Source organism: Roseibium sediminicola, assembly GCF_023156505.1.
Lineage (GTDB): Bacteria > Pseudomonadota > Alphaproteobacteria > Rhizobiales > Stappiaceae > Roseibium > Roseibium sediminicola.
Genome location: NZ_JALNMJ010000010.1, coordinates 173,343 through 190,616 on the forward strand (window position 1 = coordinate 173,343; position 17,274 = coordinate 190,616).

Here is a 17,274-nt window from a genome sequence, read left to right on the forward strand (position 1 = left end):
TCACATACGCAAAATTTGACATATACGCAAAATGCGTACATACTTGCATATAGAGTATTTGGGAGGATTTAATGAGTTTGAACCTCGACAGGAGCTTTTATTCAGTCATTTCCGATCTTGGAAAATGCCTCTACACGCCGGAGATGGAGCTGGACGAAATGAGCCTTCCCCAGATTATCCGGGACTTGCGGGCCGGTCAGCTGGAGAATGTCCGCGCCATACTGGAATTCAACCCGGCGGAGGGCTGGTGCAACGACGTTACCGGTGACGTCCTGGCGGCGGCGTTTCCGGCGGAGATCGGAACAGTGGAGCCGGACTGGTCGGATTATCACGAAGAACGCTTGGACGGCCACCGCGCCGGGGTCTCCGTCCTGGTGGCCGCCTGAGGCCTTTCAGCCAGGGCCCGGTTCAAAGTCTGAACTAGCTCCGGTGCGCCCGGGGCGGCTGGCCGAATTCCTGTCGGTAGGCCCGGGTCATGGCGCTGGCATTCTGATAGCCGCAGCGCTCGGCGATCTCCGCGATGCTGAGCCGGGTCAGCGACACCAGCCGCCGTGCCTCCCGCAGGCGGATCGCCTTGTAGACGGCAAGCGGCGTCATCCCCACCTCCTGCCGAAAGTGCTCCTCCAGGCTGCGCTGGTCGACATTGAGCCGGTCCGCCAACGTGCCGATGGCAAGGGGGCTCTCCAGGGTTCTGCGCATCAGCGCCGCCGCGCTGCGCACCAGGCTGTCGGCAGTCAGGCGCAGCCGGGGGTCCTGTCGTTCGAAGGCATCGCCATGCATGAAATTGGCGGAAACCTCCAGCGCAAACATGGCGCCGTGCTGCTGTTTGATAAGCTCCAGCGTCAGCTCGAAAGTTGTCGACGCCCCCCCACAGGTGCACGTGTCCCCGTCCAGGACCACACGGTCCTCGACCACGTCCACGTCCGGGAACGTTTCGGCAAACAGAGAGAGCTCGTCCCAGTGAATGGTGGCCTTGCGGCCCTCGAGTAGCCCCGCCGCCGCCATCAGCCAGGCCCCCGTGTCCATGCCAACAAGGGTGCCGAACCGTTTTCTTGCAGCGCGCAGCACCCTCTGCATGCGTGCGCCGGCAAAACCGGTATAGTCGTAGCTCGGCATCACGAACAGAAAGTCCCCGGCGGGCATAGCCTCGGCCCAGGACCTTGTCGCCACTGGCAGGCCGCTGGAGGAGGTCACGGTGCCGCCGTCCAGGCTGACATGTTCCCAGACATAAAGCGGCCGGCGCGCAATCGTGTTGGCTGCCCGGAACGGTTCGACCGCATTGGCCAGGCAATAAACCGAGAACATGTCGAACAGGAAAACGCAGATCCTGCGAGGACCAGCCGATTTTTCCGAAACCTGCATCTATATTTACCAAAACTGCATAGTGACGTTTTGCCTCTTGTCTCACTCTCAAGACAACGAAGCAAGAGGAGGTCCCGATGGAGTTTGGCTTGAGCGAAGAACAGGAGATGATCGTCTCCACGGTCCGCTCCTTCGTGGAAAACGAGATCTATCCGCATGAGGCAATGGTGGAGAAAACCGGCCAGGTGCCCGTTGAGCTCGGCGAAGAGATCAAGCGGAAATGCATCGATCTCGGCTTCTATGCCTGCAACTTCCCGGAAGAGGTCGGCGGCGCGGGCCTCAGTCATTTGGACTTTGCCCTGGTCGAGCGCGAACTCGGTCGTGGCTCAATGGCTCTCAACCACTTCTTCGGACGCCCGCAAAACATACTGATGGCGTGCGAAGGCGACCAGAAGGAACGTTATCTGCTGCCGGCGGTGCGCGGCGAGAAGATGGACGCGCTCGCCATGACCGAGCCGGACGCCGGCTCGGATGTGCGCGGCATGAAATGCCAGGCGGTGCGTGATGGCGGCGACTGGGTGATCAACGGATCCAAGCACTTCATCTCCGGGGCGGAACACGCGGATTTTTTCATTGTCTTTGTGGCAACAGGCGTCGACGAAACCCCGAAGGGACCGAAAAAGCGCATCACCTGTTTCCTGGTCGACCGCGGCACGCCCGGCTTCGAGGTCCGCGACGGCTACAACTCCGTCAGCCATCGCGGCTATAAGAATTGTATCCTCTATTTCGACAATTGCCGGCTTCCGGACGCCCAGGTTCTCGGCGAGGTCGATGGCGGATTCGAGGTGATGAACGAATGGCTTTATGCCACCCGGATCACGGTCGCGGCCATGAGCGTCGGCCGCGCGCGCCGCTGTTTCGACTATGCGGTAAACTATGCCGCGGAGCGCAAGCAGTTCGGTCAGGCGATTGCCAAGTTTCAGGGGATCAGCTTCCAGGTCGCCGACATGATCACCGAGATCGACGCTGCCGACTGGCTGACGCTCGCCAGCGCCTGGCGGCTCGACCAGGGTTTGCCCGCCAACCGCCAGATTGCCAGCGCCAAACTCTACGCCTCGGAAATGCTGGCAAGGGTCACCGACGCGACACTGCAGATCTTCGGCGGCATGGGGCTGATGGACGACTTCCCCATCGAACGCTTCTGGCGCGATGCACGTGTGGAGCGGATCTGGGACGGCACCAGCGAGATCCAGCGCCACATCATTAGCCGCGACATTTTCCGCCCGCTCGGAGCCTGATCCATGCGCTCCCTGGAACGTCTGCTCAGGCCGCGATCCATCGCCGTCATCGGCGGCGGCACCTGGTGCCGAAACGTCGTCCGTGAATGCCGCAAGGCCGGCTTTGACGGCGACCTCTGGCCCATCCATCCGACCCGCAGCGAAATCGAAGGAGTCCAGGCAGTCCGCTCCGTGGATGAGCTGCCGTCAGCGCCCGACGCCGTCTTCATCGGCGTCAATCGAAACGCCACCATCGAGGTTGTCGGAGCCCTCGCCCGTCTGGGTGCGGGCGGCGCGATCTGCTTTGCCTCCGGTTTCAGCGAAGCCACCCGCGAATTGGCAGACGGCGCCGATCTTCAGGCCGCTCTGGTCGAAGCCGCGGGCGGCATGCCCATCCTCGGGCCCAACTGCTACGGCTTCCTCAACGCCCTTGACGGCGCTTCGCTCTGGCCGGACCAGCACGGACTGCCCCCTGTTGAGACCGGCGTCGCCATCATCGCCCAATCGTCCAACATCGCTCTAAACCTCACCATGCAGACCCGAGGTCTGCCGATTGCCTATCTGATGACGGCCGGCAACCAGGCCCAGACGGGCCTCTCGGCGATCGGCAACGCGCTTCTCGACGACGACCGCGTCACCGCCATCGGGCTCTATATCGAAGGCCTCGACGATCTTGCCGCCTTTGAGGCCTTCGCCCGCCGCGCCCATGCGCTCGGCAAGCCGGTCGTTGCCTTGAAGATCGGCCGCTCGGAAGCCTCGCAGGCCGCGACCGTCTCGCACACGGCATCGCTTGCGGGCAGCACCGCGGGCTCCGACGCCCTCTTCAAGCGCCTCGGCATTGCCCGCGTCGACAGCCTGCCCGCGCTTCTGGAAACCTTGAAGCTGGTGCATGTCGCCGGCCCGCTCGCCAATGCCAACATCGCGTCCATGTCCTGTTCCGGCGGCGAAGCCAGCCTGATCGCCGACACTGCCGTCGGTCGCATGGTTTCCTTTCCGGCCCTGACCGCCGATCAGCGGTCCGCGCTTGCCGATGCCCTCGGCCCCAAGGTCGCGCTCGCCAACCCACTCGACTATCACACCTATATCTGGGGCGACGAAGCCGCCATGAGCCGCTGCTACGCAGCGATGATGCTCGGCGATCTTTCCCTCGGGCTCGTCATACTCGACATTCCGCGCCAGGACCGCTGCGATCCGCAGGCCTGGCTGATGGTGTTCGACGCCGTTGAAGCGGCCCAGAAATCCTCCGGCAAGCAGATGGCCATTCTGAGCTCCCTGCCCGAGCTGATGCCGGAGGCCATCGCAACCGACCTGATCGCCCGGGGTATTGTCCCGCTCTGTGGCTTCGACGAGGCCCTGTCCGCCATCGAAGCGGCCGCACTTTTCGGCAAGCCCTTGACCGCCGACCCGGTCCATATCCCCGGCCCTGTCCTTGCCCCACGCCTTGTCGAGGAAAAGGACGCCACGGCTTTGCTCGCGAGCCACGGCCTGCGCATTCCGGCCAGCAAGTCAGCGGACAGTCCCGCAGCCGCCGCGCAAGCCGCCGAAGAAATCGGCTTCCCGGTGGTCCTGAAAGGGACCGGCATAGCCCACAAGACCGAGGCCGGTGCTGTCATGCTCAATCTCAGCACGGCCTGCGAGGTGCATCAAGCGGCCGAGACCATGCCGACGGCCACGTTCCTGGTTGAGGAGATGGTCACCGGAACCCTTGCCGAGCTCCTGGTTGGCGTCGTCCGCGACCCGGCCCATGGCTACGTGTTGACCCTCGCAGCCGGTGGTACCCTGACAGAGATTCTGCAGGACAACACCTCGCTCGTCCTGCCTGTTCGAGAAGAAGATATCCGCAAGGCTCTCGACAGTCTGAAGATTGGTCGGGTGCTCCAGGGCTATCGTGGCATGCCACCTTGCGATCAGGATGCCATCGTCGCCGCCGTCCTGGCCGTTCAGGCCCTTGCCCTCGGCGCACCGGTCGAGGAAGTTGAAATCAATCCCCTGCTCTGCGGCAGGGACTTTGCCATCGCCGCCGACGCGCTGGTGAGACTGGGAGGAAACTGATGGAAGGTCCCATCAAGACCGAAAGACGCGGCCACATCCTGGCCGTCACGCTGGACCGGCCCAAGGCCAACGCCATTGATCTCGCCACCAGCCGGATCATGGGCGACGTCTTCACCGACTTCCGCGACGATCCGGAGCTGCGCGTCGCCATCGTCACCGGTGCGGGCGAGAAATTCTTCTGCCCCGGCTGGGATCTGAAGGCCGCCGCCGACGGCGATGCGGTTGACGGCGACTATGGCAAGGGTGGTTTCGGCGGCCTGCAGGAACTTCGCGGCCTCAACAAGCCGGTGATTGCCGCCGTCAACGGCATCTGCTGCGGCGGCGGCCTTGAACTGGCACTGTCCGCCGACATCATCCTCGCCGCCGACCATGCCACCTTCGCCCTGCCGGAGATCCGCTCAGGCACGGTGGCCGATGCGGCCAGCATCAAGCTGCCGAAGCGCATCCCCTATCACATCGCCATGGAGATGCTGCTGACCGGCCGCTGGATCGAAGCGGACGAAGCCGCCCGCTGGGGCCTGATCAACCACATCTATCCCGCGACCGATCTGATGGTGGAAGCCTGGAAGCTGGCCGAGCTGCTCGCCTCCGGTCCGCCGCTTGTGTACGCGGCGCTGAAGGAAATCGTGCGCGAAGCGGAAGACATGAAGTTCCAGGACGCCCTCAACCGCATCACCCGAAGCCAGTTCGAAACGGTCGAAAAGCTCTATCGCTCGGAAGACCAGAAGGAAGGCGCCCGCGCCTTTGCCGAAAAACGCGATCCGGTCTGGAAAGGCCGCTAGGAGTTCAAAATGCCCCTTCAAATGAACCGCGACGTCTTCATCACCTGCGCCGTGACCGGCTCCGGCGGCACCCAGGACAAGTCTCCTCACGTGCCGCGCAGCCCGAAGCAAATCGCCGACAGCGCCATTGACGCTGCCAAGGCGGGCGCGGCCATCGTTCATTGCCATGTACGCGAACCGGAAACCGGCGCTCCGTCCCGCCGCCTGGACTATTACCGGGAGGTCACCGAGCGTATCCGCGATGCGGATGTCGATGTGGTCTTGAACCTCACGGCCGGCATGGGCGGCGACATCGTCTTCGGATCCACCGAGGCCCCACTCCCTGTCAATCCGGCCGGTACCGACATGATCGGCGCCACCGAGCGCATGGCCCATGTCCGTGAGTGCCTGCCGGAAATCTGCACGCTGGACTGCGGCACCATGAATTTCGCCGAGGCGGACTATGTCATGACCAACACGCCGGGCATGCTGCGCGCCATGGGCGCCATGATGACCGAGCTCGGCGTCAAGCCCGAGATCGAGGCTTTCGACACCGGGCACCTGTGGTTCGCCAAGCAGCTGGTCAAGGAGGGCACTCTCGCCTCCCCGGCCCTGGTGCAACTGTGCATGGGCGTGCCCTGGGGCGCTCCGAACGACCTCAACACCTTCATGGCCATGGTCAATGCCATTCCGGACGACTGGGCCTGGTCGGCCTTCAGCCTCGGCCGGGACCAGATGCCCTATGCGGCCGCGGCCGTTCTGGCCGGCGGCAATGTTCGCGTCGGCCTGGAAGACAACATTTTCCTCGAAAAAGGCGTTCTTGCCACCAATGCCCAGCTGGTTGAAAAGGCCGTCGGCGTGGTCGAAGGCATGGGCGCCCGCATCATTGGGCCGGAAGCTGTTCGTGAGAAGCTCGGCCTGACCAAACGCGCACCGGTGGCAGCCTGACCATGAGCTCGCGCGTCCTTGTCACGGCCGGTGCTTCCGGCATCGGCCGTGCCATTGCAGAACGGTTCTTAGGCGAAGGGAACCGGGTCGCCATCTGCGACGCAGATCCTGCCGCGGTAAAGGCGTTTGCGGAAACGCATCCGGCCGCGATCACAGCCGTTGCCGACGTCACCTCCGAAGAGGACATGGACCGGTTCCTGACCGGCCTTGAGGCCGACTGGGGCGGCATTGACATCGTCTGCGCCAATGCCGGCACAGGTGGCCCCGCCGGAGCCATCGAGACGCTGGATTACACGGAGTGGCAACGCTGTGTCGCGACCAATCTGCATGGCGCTTTCCTGACCTGCCGCTGGGCGGCCAGGGTGATGAAGGCTCAAGGGCATGGCCTGATCACGCTTACCTCCTCCACCGCCGGTCTTTACGGCTACCCGTTCCGCTCCCCCTATGCCTCGGCCAAATGGGCCATCGTCGGCCTCACCAAGACCTTGGCCATGGAGCTCGGGCCCCATGGCATCCGGGTAAACGCCGTCTGTCCGGGCGCTGTCGAAGGCGATCGCATGGACCGGGTCGTTGCCATGGAAGCCAGGGCCCGCGGCGAGACCGAAGAGGCCATTCGCCAAAGCTACGTCAAAGGCGTCTCGCTCAGGACCTGGGTGACCGCCGAGGACGTCGCCAACAGCATCCACTTTCTGGCGTCCGAAGCCGGCGCCCGTATTTCAGGACAGATCCTGGCCATTGACGGCCACACGGAGACACTCGCACCATGACCCAAAAAGCATGCATCGTCGGCGGCGGCGTGATCGGCGGCGGCTGGGCCGCCCGTTTTCTTCTGAACGGCTGGGACGTTGCGGTCTTCGACCCCGACCCGGAAGCCGAACGCAAGATCGGCGAGGTTATCGCCAATGCCCGCCGCAGCCTGCCGTCCCTCTATGACAAACGCCTGCCGGACGAAGGCAAACTCACGTTCCATAATGATCTGACCGAAGCCGCAAAGGGCGCCGACTGGATCCAGGAAAGTGTGCCGGAACGGCTGGAGCTGAAACACAAGGTGCTCGGCAACCTGACCGAGATGGCGTCCCCGACCACCGTCATCGGCTCCTCCACCTCCGGCTTCAAACCCTCGGAACTTTGCGCGGAAGGCGCCCGCGCCATCGTCGCCCACCCGTTCAACCCGGTCTATCTGCTACCGCTGATCGAGCTGGTCGGCGATCCTGGCGAGACGGCGCGCGCTGCGGAAATCCTGCGGTCCATCGGCATGTTCCCGCTGACTGTGCGCAAGGAGATCGACGCCCACATCGCCGACCGCTTCCTGGAAGCGGTCTGGCGCGAGGCCCTCTGGCTGGTCAAGGACGGCATCGCCACGACGGAAGAGATCGACGAGGCCATCCGCATGGGCTTTGGCCTTCGCTGGGCGCAAATGGGCCTGTTCGAGACCTACCGCATCGCGGGAGGCGAAGCCGGCATGAAACATTTCATGGCCCAGTTCGGCCCGTGCCTCACCTGGCCCTGGACCAAGCTGATGGACGTGCCTGAGTTCACCGACGAGCTGGTCGATCTGATCGCAGGCCAGTCGGACGACCAGTCGCGACATCTTTCGATCCGCGAACTGGAGCGGCTGCGTGACGACAATCTCGTCGGCATGATGCGCGCCCTGAAAAAAAGCGGCAGCGGCGCCGGTGGCGTTCTGGTGGCCCACGAAAAGGCCCTTGCCAATGCCGAACCGGCCGAACTCCCGGTCACCGTGGACCGCCAGATCCCGCAAAGCTGGACCGATTACAACAATCACATGAACGAGGCCCATTACCTCGAAGCCGGCGCGGCGGCGACCGATCGCTTCATGGAACTGATCGGTGCGGACGCGGACTATATCGCCTCGGGCAAGAGCTATTTCACCGTCGAGAACCACCTGCGCTATCTGGACGAGCTGAAAGCGGGCGAACGCCTCACCGTCACCACCCAGGTCCTTCAGGGCGAAGGCAAGAAGATGAAGCTGTTCCATTTCCTGAAAAACGGCGACGGCAAGGTGGCCGCCACAATGGAAACCATGCTGCTCCATGTCGACCTCACCACCCGCGCCAGCTGCCCACCGCCCCCTGAGGTCGAGGAAAAACTGACTGCGTTTGCGAAGGCCCATACCACGCTGCCCGTGCCCGATGGCGCAGGGCGTTATGTGGGGCAGCGGGGTTAGCTCGGGAGCATTCGAACCCGAAAGGCCAAAACCTCCGGTCGTCACACCCACCGACGTCATCCTGAGGAGGACCGCCAGGTCCGTCTCGAAGGATCGGCAGCGCGCTCAGAAGCCTGTGGCCTATCCTTCGAGACGCGCGCAAGCGCGCTCCTCAGGATGACGCTGGTGAGGATACAAAGTCCGAAGTGACACGATGCGTCCACCTGGTGAGCGGCAATGGACAGACCGGCGCCCCCCTCCACCGTCATTCCGGACAAGTGCAGCGAAGCTGCGCGCAGATCCGGAATCCAGCGCATCGGCGTGAGCGCAGCGAACTCCGTTTCCCTCTTACCCCACGATCAGCTGCTTCAGCTGCAGCGCTTCGTACTCCAGTTCGGTCAGCCGGTAATTGACCACATCGCCAATGGTGATGATGCCCGCGAGGGCGTCGTCCTCGACCACCGGCATGTGGCGGAAGCGGCCGTCGGTCATCTTGCGCAGCACCGTGATCAAAGCATCGTCCGGGTGACAGACCTCAACGGTCTTCGTCATGATGTCCTCTACCTTTTGCGGCAGGGTCTGTCCCGGCGTTTCGGCCAGCCGGCGCACGATGTCGCGCTCCGAAAGGATGCCCTGCAGCCTGCCGTCGGCGTCCTTCACCACCACCGCGCCGATTTTCTTGTCGCGGAGCATCACCACCGCCTCATGCAGCGTGTTCTGCGGGCGCAGCGCATGAACGTCCGATCCCTTTTTATCTAGGATCTTCCGTACGGTCGCGGTTTCATGCTTGAGATTGGTGTCTGGAGTCTGGCTATGCGTCGTCGCGTGCATCTTGTCTTTTCGGCTGGGGGCCTGATAAGAGCTTGGCATGTATATGGCTCCTTACTGATTGACCGCCTCGGGCAGTAAGGAACAGCTTAACCGAAACTGGTCGGCCTAAGGAACTCTCCAAATTGGCAGAATATTTTCTGACGCCCCTGACCGCCACGATCTTCTTCGTGCTCGCCTGTCTGGCGGGCTATCAGTACCGCCGCGTCTGGGTCAAGGAAGGGCCACGCTGGCAATTGTGGCTCTATGGTGTGATCGCCGGCGCCTGCCTGGCGCTGGTAGCGTTCATTCCGGTGTCGGCCACCGGGTAACAAGGACGGCTTTCAGCCCTCTTGCGCTTCCATTTCCTTGAGCATCTTGCGGGCGCGCGGGCACGCCAGACGTTCCCGCAGCGGGCTGTTCGGATCGATTTCCTTGTTGCAGACCAGGCAATGATCCGCATCGGCAATCGCGTTCAGCCCGCCGCAACTTCCCTTGATGGTCCGGCCGGAAAAGATCACGCCGACCGCCATCCCGGTGATGACGGTCAAAAGAAGCGCGAAAGCCAGAACAAAGGTCAGCACGGTCTCGGTCCGTTCGGTTTAGGCCTGAAGGGCAGCGAACCTGTCGCTGGACGAGGTCACGAAACCCTTGTCGCCCGCATCCGCATGCCGGTCAATGAACAGCACCGCCAGATCACGCTGATTTGCGATCTCAAGGCCCCGCTCGGTGCCATGCACCAGCAGCGCGGTCGCCCAGGCATCCGCCAGCATGGCGTTTTCCGCCAGGACGGTTACGGAGGCGGTGCGGTGGGTGATCGGCCGGCCGGTCTTGGCATCGATGATGTGCGAGTAGCGCTGGCCGTCCTGCTCGAAATAATTGCGGTAGTCGCCGGAGGTTGCCATGCCTAGATTGGAGACGCTGGCGACCTTGTAGGCCTGACGGTTGAGGGCATCGGGAGATTCGATGCCGATCTGCCAGTCGAGCCCGTCGGCATTGCGGCCGGACACATAGAGATCGCCGCCGATTTCAACCATGAAATCGGTCAAGCCGAAGCTTTTGACCACCTGGGCCATCTGGTCGATGCCGTAACCCTTGCCGATCGACGGCAGAAAGATCTGCGTGTTCGGACGGCCCTTGCGGACCTGTGTGCCATTGACGCTCAGGCCGTCCGTCTGACCAGCGGCATCGAAGGCGGCTGCAAGCTTGTCGGCGGAAGGCTGTGCATGAGCGGAACCGCCCTTGGCGCCGAAACCCCAGGCTTCGATCACCGGGCCGAGGGTGATGTCGAACTGGCCTTCGCTGGCGGCATGGACGTCCTTGGCGGCGCTGATGACCCGGGCAAGATCCTCGGAGACGGACATCGGCTGGGTCGAGGCATGCGCGTTGAAACGCGACACTTCGGAGGACGCGTCCCAGTTGGACATCTGCGCGGTGACCTTGAAGAGACTGTTTTCGATTGCCAGACGCAGGGCGGCCTTGTCCACGCCGCGCTCATGGTCTAGAGCCTTGACCGAATAACTCGTCCCCATCGTCGATCCTGAAAGCTCGACAACATCCGCACCGCCTTTACAGGCAGCCACGGTGAGCGACATCAGGATGAAACTCCGCCGGGAGAATTTAATGTTAGTTGGCACGATACCAGCCTCCGATCGATCACCTGCGACTTTCGCCGCGCACTCAGTCGCGCTTTTCATTGGTTCCGGTGTCTGATTCAACAAAAAAATGGAGCTAATTGGCAAATTAGTTCTTTTTCGCGGCGCAAAAACGTAGGATACGGCGTTTTGTCGAAATCTGGAGGCCAGATGCGTGCAAAGCTTTAAGCTTAAAAAAGGTCTTGATCTTCCGGTGCTGGGGGCACCTGTGCAGGAGATCAAAGACACCAAAGAGACAGAAACAGTGGCGGTTCTGGCCGCGGACTATGTCGGCCTGAAACCCAGGCTCCTGGTCCAGGAGGGCGATGTTGTCGGCCTCGGCGCCCCGCTGCTTTTCCACAAGGACACGCCCGATGTGATGATCGCCGCGCCGGCCTCCGGCCAAATCAAGGCAGTCAATCGGGGCGCGCGCCGGGTTCTGATCAGCATCGAGATCGAAGTCGACAAGGACGCCGCAGCGCCGGTCGATTTTTCTTCTGTTGGCGACACCACGACGGCCGAAGGGCTCACTGAGCGCCTGTGCGCCTCTGGCCTGTGGACCTCTTTCCGCACCCGCCCCTATTCCAAGGTTCCGGACCCCGCCACCCGCCCGGCGGCCATCTTCGTGACCGCCATGGACACCGAACCGCTCGCTGCGGACCCGGCCGTGATCCTCGCCGAAAGCGGCGCTGACTTTGCCAAGGGTCTCGAAGCGGTCGCCTCCTTGAGCGGTGGCAAGACCTATCTCTGCCAGGAGACCAACGCTTCCATTCCCGGACGCGAAGTCGCCGGGGTCGAAACCGCCGGTTTCTCGGGTCCGCATCCGGCAGGCCTCGCCGGCACCCATATGCATTTCCTGGAAGCGCCCGGCTCCACCAGAACCGTCTGGACCATCGGCTACCAGGACGTCATCGCCATCGGCCGTCTGCTTAAGACCGGCCAGGTTGACCCCTCGCGGGTGATTGCCCTGTCCGGTCCGCGCTGCGCCCAACCTCGTCTGATCCGCACGGTTGCCGGCGCTTCCCTGGAGGCTCTGTCCATGGGCGAGATCGAAGGCGATGCGCCGGTGCGCCTGATTTCCGGGTCGATCCTGAGCGGCCGTCTCGGCGAGGGGCCGAGCGCCTATCTCGGCCGCTACGCCCGCCAGCTGACGCTGATCGAAGAAGACCACAAGCAGATCCCGCTCGGCTGGATCCGTCCGATGGCATCCAAATATGCCTTCCAGCCCGTGCTCGGCTCGGCCTTCACGAAAAAGCTCTACGCGCTGACGTCCAACCTCAATGGCGGCCGTCGCGCCATGGTCCCGCTCGGCACCTTCGAAGAGCTGATGCCGCAGGATTTCCTGCCGACGCAGCTGCTGCGCGCGCTTCTGGTCATGGACACGGACCAGGCCCAGGCGCTTGGCGCGCTGGAACTGGATGAGGAAGATCTGGGGCTGGTCGGTTTCGCCTGCCCCGCCAAATATGAATACGGCATGGCACTGCGTGACTGCCTTGCCAAAATTGAGAAGGAGGGCTGATCCTTGGGCCTTCGCAACTTCTTCGACCGCATCGAACCACATTTCGTGAAAGGCGGCCGCTACGAGAAGCTGTTCCCCGTCTACGAGATGGTGGAAAGCTTCATCTACACGCCGAAGACGGTGACCACGGCAGCGCCTCATGCGCGCTCCTATGTCGATATGAAGCGGATCATGACCTATGTGGTCATCGCCACGATCCCCTGCATTCTCGTCGGGCTCTACAATGTCGGCTTTCAGGTGAATTCGGCGATCGCCGTTCACGGCGCTTCCGGCTGGCGCGCCTTCATCATCGAGGCGCTGGGCATCGGCTTCGATCCGGCCAATCCCTTCGCCAATTTCGTGCATGGCGCGCTTTATTTCCTGCCGATCTACATCACCACACTGGTGGTCGGCGGCATCTGGGAAGTGATTTTCGCCACCGTGCGCGGCCATGAGGTCAACGAGGGTTTTCTTGTCACCTCCATGCTCTACGCGCTGATCCTGCCCCCTTCGGCGCCCCTGTGGCAGGTGGCCCTCGGCATTTCCTTCGGCGTGGTCATCGGCAAGGAAGTCTTCGGCGGCACGGGCAAGAACTTCCTCAACCCGGCCCTCACCGGCCGCGCCTTCCTCTATTTCGCCTATCCGGCGCAGATGTCCGGCGACACCATCTGGACGCCCGTCGACGGTTTCTCCGGGGCAACCGCTCTTTCCATCGGCGCCTCCGACGGCTACCAGCAGCTCGCCGCCCATGGCGTCACCTGGATGGACGCGTTTCTGGGCTTCATCCAGGGCAGCATCGGCGAGACCTCGACCCTCGCCTGCCTGATCGGCCTTGCCTTCCTGCTCCTCACCAAGATCGCCAACTGGCGCCTGGTGGTCGGTTGCCTGATCGGCATGATCGGCTTTTCCTCGCTGCTCAATCTGATTGGCTCTGACAGCAATCCGATGTTTGCCATGCCCTGGTACTGGCACCTGGTGGTCGGCGGCTACGCCTTCGGTCTCGCCTTCATGGTCACCGAACCGGTGTCGGCGTCCCACACCAATCTCGGCCGCTATATCTACGGCGCGCTGATCGGCTTCATGGTGGTGATGATCCGCGTCATCAACCCGGCCTTCCCGGAAGGCATGATGCTGGCCATTCTCTTCGGTAACGTTTTTGCACCGCTGATCGACTATTTCGTGGTGCAGGCAAACATCAAACGCAGGGCGAAGCGCAATGCCTGACGTGAGTGGAAACAACAACAAGGGCTTCATCCGGCGCTTCCTGGATCTGCCGCCGGATTCGGTCCCCAAGACCGTCTTCGTTGCCGTCACCCTGTGTCTGGTGGCCTCGATGATCGTGTCGGCCGCCGCCGTCGCCCTCCGCCCGGTCCAGGAGATCAACAAGCTCCGTGACAAGCAGGTCAACATTCTGCAGGTCGCCGGCCGGTATGATCCGGCGGTGGATATCACCGAGGCTTTCGCCGAGTTCGAGCCGCATGTGCTGGAGCTTGAAACAGGCGAATTCACCGACGCATTCGATGCCGCGACCTTTGACGACCGCGCCGCGGCCGACGATCCGGCGACGTCAGTCGCCCTTGAGGATGACCCGGCCTCGATCGGCCGCAAGGCCAAATTCGTGACGGTCTATCTGCTGCGGAACGACGACGGCAGCCTCGACAAGGTGATCCTGCCCATCCACGGCTACGGCCTCTGGTCGACCCTTTACGGCTACATCGCGCTGGAAGAAAACGCCAACGACATTTACGGCCTGCAGTTCTACAGCCACGCGGAAACGCCCGGCCTCGGCGCTGAAGTTGACAACCCGCGCTGGAAATCGCTGTGGCGCGGCAAGAAACTCGCCGATGACAGCGGCGAATTGCTGATCACGGTTGCCAAAACCGCGCCGCCTGAGGGCGAGGACTATCACGTCGATGCTCTGGCCGGTGCCACGCTGACCACGGTCGGTGTCGACAATCTGGTCCGATTCTGGATGGGCGAAGCCGGTTACGCTCCCTTCCTGGAAAACGTCAAAGCAGGAGAGATCTGATGGCACAGACCAAAAGAAGCATGCTGATCGATCCGCTGGTCGACAACAACCCGATCACGCTGCAGGTTCTCGGGATCTGCTCGGCGCTCGCCGTCACCTCATCGCTCCAGGTCTCCTTCGTGATGGCCATCGCGGTGACCTTCGTGACCGCGTTTTCCTCCATGTTCATCTCCATGCTGCGCAACCACATTCCGGGCGCTATCCGGATCATAGTGCAGATGGTGATCATTGCCTCGCTGGTGATCCTGGTCGATCAGGTGCTCAAGGCCTATGCCTACGAGATCTCAAAGACCCTGTCGGTCTTTGTCGGCCTGATCATCACCAACTGCATCGTGATGGGCCGGGCGGAAGCCTTTGCCATGAAAAATCCGCCGGTTGCCTCCTTCATTGACGGCATCGGCAACGGACTGGGCTATGGCCTGATCCTGATGCTGGTCGGCTTCATCCGCGAACTCTTCGGCTCCGGAAGCCTCTTCGGGCTCACCGTTCTGCCGACGATCAACAATGGCGGCTGGTACCTGCCGAACGGCATGCTGCTGCTGCCGCCGTCCGCCTTCTTCATCATAGGTCTTCTCATCTGGGCCTTCCGAACCTGGAAGCCGGAGCAAGTCGAAGAGCGTGAATACAAGATCCAGACGGTGGAGGCGCATTGATGGAACAGCTGGTTTCCCTCGCCGTCAAAGCGGTTTTCGTCGAAAACCTGGCGCTGTCCTTCTTCCTCGGCATGTGCACGTTCATCGCCGTTTCCAAGAAGATCTCGACCGCCATCGGCCTCGGCATTTCCGTGATGATCGTGCAGGCCATCACCGTGCCGGCCAACAACCTGATCCTGACCTATCTGCTGGCGCCGGGCGCGCTGTCCTGGGCCGGTTTCAGCGATGTCGACCTGACCTTCCTGGGGCTGATCTCCTATATCGGCGTCATCGCCGCCCTGGTGCAGATTCTGGAGATGGTGCTCGATAAGTATTTCCCGCCGCTCTACAACGCGCTGGGCGTGTTCCTGCCGCTGATCACCGTGAACTGCGCCATTCTCGGCGGCTCCCTATTCATGGTCGAACGGGACTACAATTTCCCGGAAGCAGTCACCTATGGCGTTTCCTCCGGCTTCGGCTGGGCGCTGGCAATCACCGCCATGGCCGGCGTGCGCGAAAAGCTGAAATATTCCGACATCCCGGAAGGCCTGCAGGGCCTGGGCATCACCTTCATCACCGCAGGTCTGATGGCCCTGGCCTTCATGTCCTTCAGCGGCGTCAAACTGTAACGGGAGCGCCCAGTGGCCACATTTGGACTAGGCATTCTTCTCTTTACCCTGATCGTGCTCGGGCTCGTCACGATCATTCTCGCCGCGCGCTCGAAACTCGTCTCGGTGGGCAACGTCAACATCACCATCAACGGTGAGAAGACCATCGCGGTGCCTGCGGGCGGCAAGCTGCTGCAGACGCTGGCCGAGCAGAAACTGTTCGTGCCCTCGGCCTGCGGCGGCGGCGGCACCTGCGCCCAGTGCCGGGTGAAGATCTTCTCCGGCGGCGGCTCGATCCTGCCGACCGAAGAGACCCACATCACCAAGCGCGAAGCCGCCTGCGGTGACCGCCTCTCCTGTCAGGTGGCCGTCAAGCAGGACATGGAGATCGAGGTCCCCGAGGAAGTCTTTGGCGTCAAGAAATGGGAGTGTACGGTCCGTTCCAACGAGAACGTCGCCACTTTCATCAAGGCGCTGGTACTGGAACTGCCCGAAGGCGAGAACGTCAATTTCCGCGCCGGCGGCTACATCCAGATCGAGGCCCCCGCGCACCATCTCAAATACACCGACTTCGATGTCGAGGAAGAGTATCGCGGCGACTGGGACCGCTTCAATCTCTGGCAGTACGAATCCACGGTCAGCGAACCGGTCGAGCGCGCCTATTCCATGGCGAACTACCCGGAGGAAAAGGGCATCATCATGCTCAACGTCCGTGTCGCTTCGCCGCCTCCGGGCACCGAAGGCATTCCTCCGGGCAAGATGTCGAGCTACATCTTCAACCTGAAGCCCGGCGACAAGGTGACGATTTCCGGTCCGTTCGGTGAGTTTTTCGCCCGCGACACCGAGAAGGAAATGGTTTTTGTCGGCGGCGGCGCCGGCATGGCGCCCATGCGCAGCCACATCTTCGACCAGCTCAAGCGGCTCAAGTCCAAACGCAAGATCAGCTTCTGGTACGGCGCCCGCTCCAAGCGCGAGATGTTCTTTGTCGAGGATTTCGACCAGCTCGCTGCGGAAAACGAGAATTTCGAGTGGCATGTGGCGCTCTCCGACGCGCTGCCGGAAGACGAATGGACCGGCTATACCGGCTTCATTCACAACGTCCTTTACGACGAATACCTGAAGGATCACCCGGCTCCGGAAGACTGCGAATTCTACATGTGCGGCCCGCCCATCATGAACCAGTCCGTGATCAACATGCTCCTGGACCTCGGCGTCGACCGCGAAGACATCATGCTCGACGACTTCGGCGGCTGACGGTCTAGGGTCAGGACCCATTCATTTGAGTGAAATGGTAGGGATGAATTTGTTCGGATACGAGGCGCAGAGCTGCAGGAAACCGTCCGGTTTCCAAAGATTTGCAACGACGTTGCCGGGCAAATTCACCCTATCCCGGAGGGACGCAAATACGGCTTTGATTTGCTGCGTCAAACCGCTCGACCGGGCAGGAAGTCCGCTTTTCGCGCTTTTCCTTGCAACTCGTTGCCGTTTGTTGCGCCATTTCGACCAAATCAATGAGTCCTGACCCTAAGGCCCTGAAAAAAATGAGAAGCCCGGCGTTC

At 62.2% G+C, this 17,274-nt stretch carries 18 protein-coding genes; 14 read left to right on the forward strand and 4 right to left on the reverse strand.

The window, feature by feature from the left end; genetic code table 11:
• Positions 1 to 71: 71 nt before the first annotated feature.
• Positions 72 to 386 carry a hypothetical protein gene (locus M0H32_RS15740; RefSeq protein ID WP_248155674.1) on the forward strand — a complete coding sequence of 105 codons (315 nt, stop codon included), beginning with the start codon at positions 72 to 74 and terminating at the stop codon, positions 384 to 386.
• 34 nt (positions 387 to 420) lie between these two features.
• Here M0H32_RS15740 and M0H32_RS15745 read toward each other — a convergent pair whose 3' ends face one another.
• Positions 421 to 1,362: a GlxA family transcriptional regulator gene (locus M0H32_RS15745; protein WP_248155676.1), complete on the reverse strand. Its 942-nt coding sequence runs from the start codon at positions 1,360 to 1,362 to the stop codon at positions 421 to 423.
• Positions 1,363 to 1,439: 77 nt separating this feature from the next.
• On the opposite strand from M0H32_RS15745, the gene M0H32_RS15750 reads away from it, so the two are divergent.
• Genes M0H32_RS15750 through M0H32_RS15775 form a run of 6 tightly spaced genes read left to right on the forward strand, consistent with a single transcriptional unit; the run spans position 1,440 to position 8,528 of the window.
• Positions 1,440 to 2,600: an acyl-CoA dehydrogenase family protein gene (locus tag M0H32_RS15750; RefSeq protein ID WP_248155678.1), complete on the forward strand. Its 1,161-nt coding sequence runs from the start codon at positions 1,440 to 1,442 to the stop codon at positions 2,598 to 2,600.
• A gap of 3 nt (positions 2,601 to 2,603) precedes the next feature.
• Positions 2,604 to 4,631, forward strand: coding sequence for an acetate--CoA ligase family protein (locus M0H32_RS15755; protein WP_248155680.1), 2,028 nt, complete (start codon positions 2,604 to 2,606; stop codon positions 4,629 to 4,631).
• Complete coding sequence (locus M0H32_RS15760; RefSeq protein WP_248155682.1) at positions 4,631 to 5,413, forward strand: carnitinyl-CoA dehydratase; 783 nt, start codon at positions 4,631 to 4,633, stop codon at positions 5,411 to 5,413. Before M0H32_RS15755 ends, M0H32_RS15760 begins: the two co-directional genes overlap by 1 nt.
• Before the next feature lie 9 nt (positions 5,414 to 5,422).
• Positions 5,423 to 6,340 (forward strand): 3-dehydrocarnitine:acetyl-CoA trimethylamine transferase BcoG, encoded by a 918-nt coding sequence (bcoG, locus tag M0H32_RS15765; protein WP_248155684.1) that lies wholly within the window; start codon positions 5,423 to 5,425, stop codon positions 6,338 to 6,340.
• A 2-nt stretch (positions 6,341 to 6,342) separates the two neighbouring features.
• The gene (locus M0H32_RS15770; RefSeq protein ID WP_248155686.1) at positions 6,343 to 7,107 is read left to right on the forward strand and encodes an SDR family oxidoreductase; all 765 of its coding nucleotides are present in this window, start codon (positions 6,343 to 6,345) and stop codon (positions 7,105 to 7,107) included.
• Positions 7,104 to 8,528, forward strand: a complete 1,425-nt coding sequence (locus M0H32_RS15775; protein ID WP_248155688.1) for a carnitine 3-dehydrogenase — start codon at positions 7,104 to 7,106, stop codon at positions 8,526 to 8,528. The genes M0H32_RS15770 and M0H32_RS15775 overlap by 4 nt, the downstream gene beginning before the upstream one ends.
• A 327-nt stretch (positions 8,529 to 8,855) precedes the next feature.
• Here M0H32_RS15775 and M0H32_RS15780 read toward each other — a convergent pair whose 3' ends face one another.
• Complete coding sequence (locus tag M0H32_RS15780) at positions 8,856 to 9,338, reverse strand: CBS domain-containing protein (RefSeq protein ID WP_248155690.1); 483 nt, start codon at positions 9,336 to 9,338, stop codon at positions 8,856 to 8,858.
• Between the two features lie 122 nt (positions 9,339 to 9,460).
• Here M0H32_RS15780 and M0H32_RS15785 point away from each other — a divergent pair, with 122 nt between their 5' ends.
• Complete coding sequence (locus M0H32_RS15785) at positions 9,461 to 9,646, forward strand: hypothetical protein (protein ID WP_248155692.1); 186 nt, start codon at positions 9,461 to 9,463, stop codon at positions 9,644 to 9,646.
• A 12-nt stretch (positions 9,647 to 9,658) separates the two neighbouring features.
• On the opposite strand, the gene nqrM is transcribed toward M0H32_RS15785, so the two are convergent.
• The gene (gene nqrM / locus M0H32_RS15790; RefSeq protein ID WP_248155694.1) at positions 9,659 to 9,898 is read right to left on the reverse strand and encodes a (Na+)-NQR maturation NqrM; all 240 of its coding nucleotides are present in this window, start codon (positions 9,896 to 9,898) and stop codon (positions 9,659 to 9,661) included.
• Positions 9,899 to 9,916: 18 nt separating this feature from the next.
• A complete protein-coding gene (locus M0H32_RS15795) occupies positions 9,917 to 10,951 on the reverse strand; it encodes an FAD:protein FMN transferase (protein ID WP_248155696.1) in 1,035 nt (344 codons plus the stop codon).
• A gap of 172 nt (positions 10,952 to 11,123) precedes the next feature.
• Between M0H32_RS15795 and M0H32_RS15800 the strand changes: the two genes are divergently transcribed.
• The 6 genes from M0H32_RS15800 to nqrF are packed head-to-tail and all read left to right on the forward strand — an operon-like array spanning position 11,124 to position 16,969.
• Positions 11,124 to 12,467, forward strand: a complete 1,344-nt coding sequence (locus M0H32_RS15800; protein ID WP_345779333.1) for a Na(+)-translocating NADH-quinone reductase subunit A — start codon at positions 11,124 to 11,126, stop codon at positions 12,465 to 12,467.
• Positions 12,468 to 12,470: 3 nt separating this feature from the next.
• On the forward strand, positions 12,471 to 13,670 hold the full coding sequence (locus M0H32_RS15805) for an NADH:ubiquinone reductase (Na(+)-transporting) subunit B (RefSeq protein ID WP_248155700.1): 1,200 nt from the start codon (positions 12,471 to 12,473) through the stop codon (positions 13,668 to 13,670).
• Positions 13,663 to 14,475, forward strand: coding sequence for a Na(+)-translocating NADH-quinone reductase subunit C (locus tag M0H32_RS15810; RefSeq protein WP_248155702.1), 813 nt, complete (start codon positions 13,663 to 13,665; stop codon positions 14,473 to 14,475). Before M0H32_RS15805 ends, M0H32_RS15810 begins: the two co-directional genes overlap by 8 nt.
• Positions 14,475 to 15,128: an NADH:ubiquinone reductase (Na(+)-transporting) subunit D gene (locus M0H32_RS15815; RefSeq protein WP_248155704.1), complete on the forward strand. Its 654-nt coding sequence runs from the start codon at positions 14,475 to 14,477 to the stop codon at positions 15,126 to 15,128. The genes M0H32_RS15810 and M0H32_RS15815 overlap by 1 nt, the downstream gene beginning before the upstream one ends.
• Entirely contained in the window at positions 15,128 to 15,736 is a 609-nt protein-coding gene (gene nqrE, locus M0H32_RS15820; protein ID WP_248155706.1) for an NADH:ubiquinone reductase (Na(+)-transporting) subunit E, read from the forward strand. The genes M0H32_RS15815 and nqrE overlap by 1 nt, the downstream gene beginning before the upstream one ends.
• 12 nt (positions 15,737 to 15,748) lie before the next feature.
• Positions 15,749 to 16,969 carry an NADH:ubiquinone reductase (Na(+)-transporting) subunit F gene (nqrF, locus tag M0H32_RS15825; RefSeq protein WP_248155708.1) on the forward strand — a complete coding sequence of 407 codons (1,221 nt, stop codon included), beginning with the start codon at positions 15,749 to 15,751 and terminating at the stop codon, positions 16,967 to 16,969.
• Positions 16,970 to 17,274 lie beyond the last annotated feature (305 nt).

Bases quoted from the DNA above. Each gene is read 5' to 3' on its own strand.
- M0H32_RS15740 (WP_248155674.1), top strand. From the start codon at position 72: ATGAGTTTGAACCTCGACAGGAGCTTTTATTCAGTCATTTCCGATCTT.
- M0H32_RS15745 (WP_248155676.1), bottom strand. From the start codon at position 1,362: ATGCAGGTTTCGGAAAAATCGGCTGGTCCTCGCAGGATCTGCGTTTTC.
- M0H32_RS15750 (WP_248155678.1), top strand. From the start codon at position 1,440: ATGGAGTTTGGCTTGAGCGAAGAACAGGAGATGATCGTCTCCACGGTC.
- M0H32_RS15755 (WP_248155680.1), top strand. From the start codon at position 2,604: ATGCGCTCCCTGGAACGTCTGCTCAGGCCGCGATCCATCGCCGTCATC.
- M0H32_RS15760 (WP_248155682.1), top strand. From the start codon at position 4,631: ATGGAAGGTCCCATCAAGACCGAAAGACGCGGCCACATCCTGGCCGTC.
- bcoG (WP_248155684.1), top strand. From the start codon at position 5,423: ATGCCCCTTCAAATGAACCGCGACGTCTTCATCACCTGCGCCGTGACC.
- M0H32_RS15770 (WP_248155686.1), top strand. From the start codon at position 6,343: ATGAGCTCGCGCGTCCTTGTCACGGCCGGTGCTTCCGGCATCGGCCGT.
- M0H32_RS15775 (WP_248155688.1), top strand. From the start codon at position 7,104: ATGACCCAAAAAGCATGCATCGTCGGCGGCGGCGTGATCGGCGGCGGC.
- M0H32_RS15780 (WP_248155690.1), bottom strand. From the start codon at position 9,338: ATGCACGCGACGACGCATAGCCAGACTCCAGACACCAATCTCAAGCAT.
- M0H32_RS15810 (WP_248155702.1), top strand. From the start codon at position 13,663: ATGCCTGACGTGAGTGGAAACAACAACAAGGGCTTCATCCGGCGCTTC.
- M0H32_RS15815 (WP_248155704.1), top strand. From the start codon at position 14,475: ATGGCACAGACCAAAAGAAGCATGCTGATCGATCCGCTGGTCGACAAC.
- nqrE (WP_248155706.1), top strand. From the start codon at position 15,128: ATGGAACAGCTGGTTTCCCTCGCCGTCAAAGCGGTTTTCGTCGAAAAC.